Here is a 6,167-nt window from a genome sequence, read left to right as displayed (position 1 = left end):
GCCGGGAATCGCCGCGTTGAGCGCGGAGACCCGCTGCGCGCACTCACCGCACGTGCTCGGGTTCATCGGGATGATCTGGGCGACGAGGATCTTCACCCCGGCCAGTCCTGCGCCCCGGCACCCCGCCGCCGACCGTGCCCGAGACGGACACCCCGGGCACGGACATCCGCATCGGGTACGCCAGATGCTCCCACCTCACCCAGGAACTGCAGTCGCAACTTGACGCGCTCAGCGCGCACGGTATTCCCCGCGACAAGATCTTCTCCGAGAAGATCAGCACCCGAGTCCGCCCCCAGTTCGAGTCCGCCCTCACCCTGGCCCGCGAGATCAAGGCCCACGCCCCGCACTGCCGCGTGCTGTTCACCGTCTATGAGATGAAGCGGCTGGGCCGAGACGCCGCCGAGCTCACCGCCCTGGCCGACCACCTGACCGCCCACGGCCTGATCCTGGAGATGCTGGCCGGCCCGCTGCCTGGCATCTACGACCCCAACGGTCCCGGCCGCATGCTCTTCGGCTTCTTCGCCGCCATGGCCGAAACCGAGCGCGAAGCCATCCGCAAAGCCACCCTGGAAGGACTCGACGCCGCCGCCCGCAAGGGCAAGCACGGCGGCCGCCCACCCGTCATCACCGACGACATGCTGCACACCGTGCTCCGCCGCCGGGCAGGCGGCGAGTCCGCCGAACAGATCCGCCCCGACCTGACCATCCCCACCGGCAAGCGCAAGGGACAGAACCCCGGCCTGGCCAGCATCTACCGGGTGCTCGCCGAGCACGAGAAGGCCCAGGCATACCCCGAAGCCGTCGCCCAAGCCCGCGCCGACTTCGCCGAACTCAAGGCAGACGCCTGACCACATCACCGCAGGCCAGAGCCATGTCCGTTGGATTTTCGGCCAGGACCCCAGGGACCCCAAACAGCCGGCCGAATGGGTCGTTCCAGTCGTAGACCGAGCCGCCCAGCCCGAGGTGCGATCCTTGGACACACTGACATGATCGGCATTACCCGAGAGGTCCGTCTCAGCTTTCCCGAGGCCCGGCTGGTGCGACAGGACGTTGCCTTTCCAGAGCTCGCCCACTGCCTGCCCGAGCATCGGGTGGACGTCCTGTGGACCACCGCGCCCGTGCGACATTCCGCCGTGGACTCCTGCCCTCTGGCCACCACCAGTGCGCGCATCGGCGTGGTCGCCGCTTCCCTATGGTCTCGACCACCTCGTTCCTGCCGGGCGGGAGCACGACCATTTGTACGGCGGCGCCGACCGGCACGGTCAATCTCGCGAGCAAACCGATCGCTCCCGATCGCTTGACGCATGCACCAACGGCACCCAAGGGCGCTCCGAAGACGACACTGGCGATCCACCACAGGGGCGGTTCGGACCCGTACCAGGGGAACTGCCCGTCGCTACGGATGGTGTCCACGATGCTGTAGGCGGCTGTGGCCGCAAGCAGGGCCAGTGCACCAGCCGCCCCACGGATCAACGGTCCGCAATTGCTACAGGCCGAAGAGGCCATGTGGGCACGGTTCGCTTCTGCGTGCCCTTCGTGTCAGGGCCACGGCGGCTCTGGTGACCACCACCACGACCGTTAACTTCAAGGACCTGTTTAGGGTGGATTTCCAACTCACGGGAATCTATATTCCCGTGAGTTATCGGGCGCCGGGCAAGACGGCGTGCATGAATCGGTATGCGGAGGTTCCCAGCGAAGGAGCAGGTGGGTCAGCCGGCCTACGACCTGCCTGCTCCTTAACGCCTCGTCGCGCTCGATCCAAGACCATCAGATGTTCAGGTCTCGACGTTGATGCATACGGCCGTCCCGGCCGAGCTCGATGACAGTGTCGATTCCAATCCGCTCGAGGAGTGCGAAGTCGTGGCTGACGACGAGAAGGGCCCCGCGGTACGCATCGAGGGCCTCTGCGAGCTGCTCGACGCTGGCGATATCGAGATTGTTGGTGGGCTCATCCAGGACCAGCAGCTGAGCCGGCGGCTCCGACAAGAGGAGTCGCGCGAGGGAGACGCGGAACCGCTCGCCGCCGGATAACGTACGCACCGGACGATCGGCGCTGTCGCCCCGCAGAAGAAGCCGGGCGAGTTGGTTGCGGATCGTGCCTGCTGGCGTCCCGGGGGCGACCGACTGCACATTCGCCATCGCGCTCGCATCGTCGTCGAGCCCGTCGAGACGCTGCGGGAGGTAGCCGACGAGCTCGGTCAGGAGACGCCCATGCGGCCGATCGGGCGCGGGAGCCGTGCCGCGGATGAGCTGCTCGATCAAAGTCGACTTTCCGGTGCCGTTCGCCCCGACAAGCGCGACCCGCTCCGGCCCTTGGATCACGAAGGTGCGGTCCTGGTCATGCAGCTCCGCGAGGCGCCTTCCGCGCGGAACGTCGGGATCAGGCAGGACGAGGGTGATGTGCTCCTCTTCGCGTACGCGGGCGTCCGCGGCGTCGACTGCGACTTGGGCCGCCTGGACCTTGTTGTCGAGCGTGGAGCGCAACGAGCCCGCGGACGCCTGGGCCTTGCTGGCGCGGTTGCCCGCCAGGATCTTCGGGATGCCGCCGTCCCTCTGGGTCTTCTTCGCAGTGCGCTCCCTGCGCGCCAGCTTCGTCTCCGCCTCGACGCGCTGCCGCTTCTCGACCTTGAGCGCCTGCTGGGCCGACCGCGCGGCTTGGACCGCCGCCGCCTGCTCTTGCTCCTGGTGTTCCTTCCAGGCGCTGTAAGGGCCGCCGAAGGTGTCGAGGGTGCCGCCGTAGAGCTCGGTGGTGTTCTCCATGTGCTCCAGCAGCTCGAGGTCGTGGCTGACCACGACGAGGGTCCCCGGCCACTGGTCGACGAAGTCGGCGAGCTTGGCGCGGGTAGGCCGGTCGAGGTTGTTTGTGGGCTCGTCGAGCAGGGTGATCGCAGTGCGGCGGATGCTCAGCCCGGTGATGGCGATGAGCATCGCCTCTCCGCCGGAGACCTCGGCCACGCGACGGTCGAGGTCTCCGGCGGTGAATCCGATCTGGTGTAGGGCTTCGTCAGCGCGGGACTCGATGTCCCAGTCATCGCCGATCGTGTCGAAGTGGCGTTCGTCGACGTCGCCGGACTCGATGGCCCTCATCGCGGCGATGATCCCATCGATCCCGAGGAGCTCGGCGATCGTCGCCTCTTGCCGGAGCGTGAGCGTCTGAGGCAGGTAGCCGACCTCGCCGATGGTGTCGATCTGGCCGACGGTCGGCTGCAGGATGCCTGCGATCAGCCGCAGCAGCGTCGACTTCCCGGCACCGTTGCGCCCGATCAAGCCGGTGCGGCCGGTGCTGAAGGTGCCGTTGACGCCCGAGAGTGCAACGGTGCCGTCTGGCCATTCGAAGGTCAGATCGCGGAAGGTGATGGCGGACTTCGTGGACATGGGTGGTGCTCCTCTTCGTTCTTTCCGTCAGCTGCGGAGGGGCGTGACGGGGATCAGTTCGGTGTTGACGAGAGCGGCGATCGTGGGGTCCGCCGCGAGGTATTTGGCGTGGAGCTGACCGCAAGCGGCATCAATGCCGGTGCCGAGCTGCCGTCGCCTCGTCGCATGCACGCCGCGCACGGTTAGCCCGCGCACGAACTCGTCTATTCGGATGGAGGACGGGGCTCGGTAGTCCGGTGGCGCTCCTGCCGCCTCGTTGTAGCGGATGACGCTGACGTGGAACAGCTCGGGCCGAGACCGCGCACGGACCAGTTCGGCGAGAGCAGCGAGATGGTCGTCGCTGTCGTTGACGCCGGCGATGAGCAGATAGGCGAGGTAGACCTTTCGGCGGCTCCTGGCGGCGTGCCGGTCGAGGATGTCGAGGCTCTGCGCGAGCGGGAAGCGTTCCTCGAGCGGGATGATGCGGGCACGCTCCTGCGCGAACGGTGAGTGCACGGACAGGGTGATTGTCACCTGTGGGTGCTCGTCGACCAGGCGGGTGAGGTTCGGCGCGAACCCCACGGTGGACACGGTCACCCGTCGTGCGGACATCCCCGCGTAGCCCGCGTCAGTCAGCAGGGTGAGCGCGTCGAACACGTGAGGGTTGGCGAGCGCCTCTCCCATCCCCATGAACGCGACACTCGCGGGTCGGGGCAGCCCTTCGCGGGTCCAGTGCGGGTGCATCACCTGGGCGACGATCTCGTCGGCAGTGAGGTTGCGGACCAGGCCCACCGCGCCGGTGGCGCAGAAGGTGCAGCCCAGGCCGCACCCAGCCTGCGACGAGATGCACATGGAGTCCCATCCGGCTCGATAGTGAGACACGACGGTCTCGATGCGGACGCCGCTTTCGGACGTGAACAGCACCTTCTCAACCTGTTCGTCTTGTTGGACTTCCAGCGTGGTCAGGGGGTGCAGCCGTGGACCGAATCGTTCCGCGAGATCGGCACGCAGGCCGGCCGGCAGCACATGAACGTCGGCGAAGGTCTCGGCCGTCGAGCTCTGCCACGCGGCGATGAGCTGACCAAAGCGGAACGCAGGCGCACCGGTCTGTGCGAGATGGTCGCGAATGCGCATCCAGCGGCTCCTCGTGGTCAGGACAGTGCTCACGTGTCACCGCCCGTCGGAGGCAAGACCTCACGACCCCGGTAGACGCCGCAGTGCTGGCACGCGCGGTGCGGCGGGGTGGGCCTGCCGCAGGCGGGATTCATGCAGGTGGTGAGCGCCGGGGCGCTCGTCTTCCAGTGAGCGCGACGGTGACGGGTGCGGGAACGCGACGTGCGGTGCTGCATGGCCATGGCCTTTCGTGGGTGGTTTCGAATGCCAACGGAACTGGCGGGACAACCGACCACGGGCCGTGAGTCACTGCGGCGAGAGATTCGATCAGGGCTGCCGGGGCACCATCTGCGTGCGGCGCTATGCCGCTGCCCAAGTGCTGGGCGATGGATGAAGGAGCACGGGGAGGATCGAAGTCGCGCGCGTTCGCAGGCACAAACCGGGGACCGAGGTCGGTGCGGTGCGAACGTGCCGGCAAGTCTCACGCAGAGGTGTCAACGCCTCGGACGGGCGGACTCACGCTGCTGCGCGAGGAGAACGGTCATTCACCAGCGTGGGCATCGCCCACACGAATGAAAGCCACCGGCAGTTCGGTGGCTAGATTCTGTCGACCTCAATCTCCATGGCACCCATCGTAACAAAGACCTCCTACGAGTTCGAATCCGAATGGGACCGGGCCCGGTACCGCGGCCTGTTTCTGCCGTATGCCGGTGGCACCCGATGTAGACCAGCTGATCGACCTTGACGTGCCCGTGGAGTCGATGCGCGGACGCTACGGTACAAAAGCGTGGGGCGCTCCGAGTCCTGATGTGGGGGCCGCTCGGCCGGCACCTCAGCCCTTGACGAACCGTTCTGGTGCCGCGAACGCATGATCATGAGATGGAGCGCCGGAATCGCGCCGAGGACGCCGATGGCCGCGGCCGTGAGGAGCATCGCGCCCAGGCCGTCCAGCTGATAGGGGACGCCGAGGACGGCCACGCCCGCGGCGATCCCGATCTGCTTGGCCGTGTTGGCGATGCCCGCCGCAGCGCCTGGCGCGACCACGCCCTCGTCGAACGAGGCAGTTAACGATGACGTGACAAAGGCCCCTGAGATGAACTTCGCGTGTGCCACTGACGGTTTCTCCGCGCGCGACAGTCGGCGCCGGTCCGGTGTCCGATCGCAGGGGCCGAAACGGTGAGCGGAACCGGCGCCTGAGGGCGCGGTCCGGGTTCGCGTGGGAGAAGCTGAGAGCTCTCCTCGCGGAGTGGGGTCGTCGCGGGTCGCCAGCCGGTAAGACGGGCTTATCCATCATCTTGCTGCCGGGAAATTCATCAGCGCCGCCCGGGGTACGGGTCGCGTGGGGAAGGCGCCGGCGAGGGTCACGGCGCTGCCCGCTGCGTGCTCTACCGAGCGTGCTCGGGGGTGGACGTATCGTCGCGAAGCGACGATACGCTAGCACTGTCTCGTATGACAGTTCGTTCTTTCTGATGGATCTTCAGTCTGAATTATCTGGTCTATCTCTCTGGTTTCGCGCTTTCGTGATCTTGATCTCTGTGCTGCTTGCCTGTTTTTGGTGATCTTTGCTGTGTGGTTCTGAGTGCCCGTTCCTTCGTGCCGTCCTCGGTCTGGTGGCTACCGGCCTCGGGGTCCCCGTAGTATCGGCGAAATTTTCAACGGATACGCAGGTCAGAGCTCCCTTAAGGACCTTCGGGCACAGC

At 66.8% G+C, this 6,167-nt stretch carries 5 protein-coding genes; 2 read left to right on the top strand and 3 right to left on the bottom strand.

The window, feature by feature from the left end:
- The first annotated feature begins 134 nt into the window (after window positions 1–134).
- On the top strand, window positions 135–848 hold the full coding sequence (locus tag ABZ260_RS44645; RefSeq protein WP_355630205.1) for a recombinase family protein: 714 nt from the start codon (window positions 135–137) through the stop codon (window positions 846–848).
- Between the two features lie 919 nt (window positions 849–1,767).
- On the opposite strand, the gene ABZ260_RS44640 is transcribed toward ABZ260_RS44645, so the two are convergent.
- Genes ABZ260_RS44640 through rpmF form a run of 3 tightly spaced genes read right to left on the bottom strand, consistent with a single transcriptional unit; the run spans window position 1,768 to window position 4,703 of the window.
- Window positions 1,768–3,375, bottom strand: coding sequence for an ABC-F family ATP-binding cassette domain-containing protein (locus ABZ260_RS44640; protein WP_355630202.1), 1,608 nt, complete (start codon window positions 3,373–3,375; stop codon window positions 1,768–1,770).
- Window positions 3,376–3,402: 27 nt separating this feature from the next.
- Window positions 3,403–4,488: a radical SAM protein gene (locus tag ABZ260_RS44635; protein ID WP_355630199.1), complete on the bottom strand. Its 1,086-nt coding sequence runs from the start codon at window positions 4,486–4,488 to the stop codon at window positions 3,403–3,405.
- 29 nt (window positions 4,489–4,517) lie between these two features.
- The gene (gene rpmF / locus ABZ260_RS44630) at window positions 4,518–4,703 is read right to left on the bottom strand and encodes a 50S ribosomal protein L32 (RefSeq protein ID WP_355630208.1); all 186 of its coding nucleotides are present in this window, start codon (window positions 4,701–4,703) and stop codon (window positions 4,518–4,520) included.
- Window positions 4,704–5,346: 643 nt separating this feature from the next.
- On the opposite strand from rpmF, the gene ABZ260_RS44625 reads away from it, so the two are divergent.
- Window positions 5,347–5,535, top strand: a complete 189-nt coding sequence (locus ABZ260_RS44625; RefSeq protein WP_355630196.1) for a hypothetical protein — start codon at window positions 5,347–5,349, stop codon at window positions 5,533–5,535.
- Window positions 5,536–6,167 lie beyond the last annotated feature (632 nt).

It is taken from the genome of Streptosporangium sp. NPDC006013, from assembly GCF_040614275.1.
GTDB lineage: Bacteria > Actinomycetota > Actinomycetes > Streptosporangiales > Streptosporangiaceae > Streptosporangium.
Note: the sequence above shows the minus strand (reverse complement) of the source record. Positions and strands in the feature narration are given on the sequence as shown.